Genomic DNA, 3,084 nt, shown 5'->3' with positions numbered 1-3,084 from the left:
GTAACAAAACCAGTTGCTGATTTCTCTGCAACTCCAACCTCTGGGAAAGCTCCGTTAAATGTTACCTTTACTGACAACAGTACAGGAGTTCCTACTGCATGGAAATGGAGTTTTGGAGATGGAACAACTTCCAGAGAACAGAATCCAGAACATCAGTATGTGCAGGGAGGAAGCTATAAGGTTACACTTACAGTGGTCAACGTTGCAGGCAGCAGTACTACAACGAAGAAAAACTACATAAAAGTGACAACAAATACAAGACCAGGCATATATTCTGAAAGCAAATAAAAAGTCAAGCATAAAAGGAGTGGGGAACTTTTTATGATGTCCGCCGATGTGAGACTAAGTAAGAGATAAGAGGACGGGTGAAAACTTATGACAAGTTTCATCCTACCTCAATTTTTTTGCTGCCTTCCTCATACCTTGGCATCAACTCCAGCGATCGAGATCAAAATTAGGGCACCTATAGCTTATGACGTCATAATCTATTTTATTCCATGACCGAGAATGGCTGGGATCTAGAATCAGGCTTCCGGACATTATCTTTACCGGCAATCTCAGGCTCTTGAACCATTACTTCAGGCTCTGATATTGGGTTTGCATTGTGGAATTTTAAGCAGGTCGGTTAAATTCATGTGCGGTTCTGGTGCTTGATTCTTGGATATCTTGTCTATTGCTTTCACCTGATATTTTGTGAGTGCCTGAGATTTTGCGATTGTCAGTGCGTGCGTGTCGACTGTATTAAGCATAATCGTGAGTGTTTTGTTCCGTGGTAACCTATGTTTCCTTCGCCCATCTCCTATCGTGCGTTTCACAGTAAGAATCCTAAAATCCTTAACATAGAGGTGTAGAGGGTTTCAGGATTTTTCTGGTACCCTGACACTGTATATCTATTTTCCATTAATACTCACTGTATAGCGTTATTGAAGCCGATGAAGCAAGCTTAACGCATGGCACATCTTGTTCGAACAATGCATATGAGGTTGTGTGAAGATACGTTCATCAGCCCTGAGAAGATAGAAGAAGCTTTGTAGCTAATCCAGATTTGACGAGTCGAATATCAGAGGAAATAGTCGAATATCAGAGGAAATAGTCGAATATCAGAGGAAATTTATGAATACACTGAAAATTATAACAATCCTCATGTTTGTGTCATCTATATTCCTTTCTGGTTGTGCAGACGTCGTAAATGGTACACTAAATACTACTACTACTAATTATAATAATAATAATAATAATAATAATAATAATAATAAAATATCTATAGTGTGCATGGGTGATTCCATCACATACGGTTTTTGTGGGAACGGAACTTCATATCCTGCAATATTGCGATCGCGATTGTCTGGAGCAGTAATACACAATACTGGTGAGTGCGGAGATCAGACTTACGAGATGCTAGCCAGGTTTGATAGAGATGTAATATCACACCATCCGAATTTTGTTATAATAATGGGCGGACTCAATGATCTTCTTCTTGGACAGCCTGAACAGGTTATTGAAGATGATCTGGCTGCAATGTGCAAGAATTCCACACAAAATGGAATTACACCGGTACTTTGCTCAATTACGCCAATGACTTATGTTCCACAGAATTTGAAAATAAAAACAAAGAACCTGAACAAGTGGATTATATCATATTCAAATGTACAGAGCTATAAAGTGATAGATTTCAACTCTGTGCTGAATGATGGTCATGACAATCTGAGACAAGAATACGATTCTGGAGACGGGTGCCATCCAAACGCTGCTGGTTATGTTGCTATGGGAAATTCGATTGACATTAATTTGTTTAAACACTAGAGGTAACTGGTGCCATCTGTAGCTGTTAGAAAAATGAAACAGATAACGAAACAGATGCAAAAAAGAGTGATCACATTGCAGGACCTGCTCTCTATATTGGATTTACCGTGATATTCTTGCTGCCTCAATAATTTTTTCGCACTCTTCCTGCATCTGGTTGACATGATTTTCTTCGTGAGTGAATTACCTCTGGGAGTGCCACCGATATAATAATAAAGGAAATAACACGCAAAAGCACAAGGTATCTATGTACTCTATGTACTTTGTAAATATAGACTGAACGCCATTATCCATATAGGTAATTTAGTGATATACATCCTTGCTTTCCTTGCGTTTTCGGGTTCTGTCAAGTTGACGGGTGCTGGACATTTTATAGGCTCAACCCTCTCTGGAAAAATTCCTTAGCACCTGTAGACTTGACAGTATCAAATTTGTCAATAATAGTGAGCTTGATAAAGCAAAGTGTGGGTCATTGACTTATTTTGACAAAATGAGGACATCTCTTTTTAGTTATATTTGAGAACCAATCGCTGAGATGCCAGCAATTCTTCGCATCCTCTTCCTTTTGGAATTTAGTCTGTAATGATTTACTGGCTCAAGGCTGCAAGATCTGGATTCGAGTAGACAATTTGGATTGCTCTGGATGGAACGTGGTTGTTTTATCCCTAAATTATTTCAGGATAAAACAGAATAATCCTCCATCTGAAATACCTAAAGACGATGTGTGGTTAAAAGAGGAATACAAGCACAGATCAAGGCAAAAAATCTTCTCGATAGACTTGCAAAGCATGAGAAACAATCTTGAGGTTTGCTATAAATTCTTGAGATTTGATACGTATCTGAGAGTTCCTTTTAGCAACAACCAGGCAGAAAGAGACCTCAGGATGATAACAATTCAACAAAAGATATCGGAAAATTTTAGAAGGATACATGGGCAGATGTGTTTTGTAGATAAGGGTATACATATCCACACTAGTTAAGAATAACATGCCTGTTATAGGTTCACTTGATACTGCGATTGAAGATATGCCTCCATTAACCTGAATAGATACAAATTACCTGATTAATCTTTTGTTTTTAATTTAATGTGTCAGTCAATAATCATACTTCTTTTCGGTCTTAGCCGCCTGCTTCGCAGTCGTATGGTATCCCGTTTTAAGATTCATCGAAACTCAAACCGGTCCTGAATAGTGAAAATTCTGAACATTAAACTCTCGGGTATCTAATTATTGAACATATTTTAAGGTTGTTCGTTTTCTAGAAGAGAATCTCAAATTAGCT

Annotated in this window: 4 protein-coding genes; 3 read left to right on the top strand and 1 reads right to left on the bottom strand. The window is 38.2% G+C overall.

What is annotated here, in order from left to right; translation table 11 throughout:
* Positions 1-288 (top strand): PKD domain-containing protein (locus tag A9239_RS05490; protein WP_141706378.1); only part of this gene is annotated, 288 nt, incomplete at its 5' end.
* 290 nt (positions 289-578) lie between these two features.
* Here the strand turns inward: A9239_RS05490 and A9239_RS18850 are convergent.
* On the bottom strand, positions 579-815 hold the full coding sequence (locus A9239_RS18850) for a hypothetical protein (protein ID WP_141706377.1): 237 nt from the start codon (positions 813-815) through the stop codon (positions 579-581).
* 298 nt (positions 816-1,113) lie between these two features.
* Between A9239_RS18850 and A9239_RS05485 the strand changes: the two genes are divergently transcribed.
* Both A9239_RS05485 and A9239_RS05480 read left to right on the top strand, forming a co-directional pair.
* Positions 1,114-1,803: a GDSL-type esterase/lipase family protein gene (locus A9239_RS05485; protein WP_052712771.1), complete on the top strand. Its 690-nt coding sequence runs from the start codon at positions 1,114-1,116 to the stop codon at positions 1,801-1,803.
* 629 nt (positions 1,804-2,432) lie between these two features.
* On the top strand, positions 2,433-2,783 hold the full coding sequence (locus A9239_RS05480; protein WP_141706376.1) for a transposase: 351 nt from the start codon (positions 2,433-2,435) through the stop codon (positions 2,781-2,783).
* Positions 2,784-3,084: the final 301 nt, after the last annotated feature.

The sequence above is a fragment of the Methanosarcina sp. A14 genome, assembly GCF_001729375.1.
Lineage (GTDB): Archaea > Halobacteriota > Methanosarcinia > Methanosarcinales > Methanosarcinaceae > Methanosarcina > Methanosarcina barkeri.
The sequence above is the reverse complement of the archived record's forward strand: the minus strand, read 5'-3'. Positions and strand labels throughout refer to the sequence as shown.

What these genes read in the sequence shown, in the direction of transcription:
- A9239_RS05485 (WP_052712771.1), top strand. Translation starts at nt 1,114, where the DNA reads ATGAATACACTGAAAATTATAACAATCCTCATGTTTGTGTCATCTATA.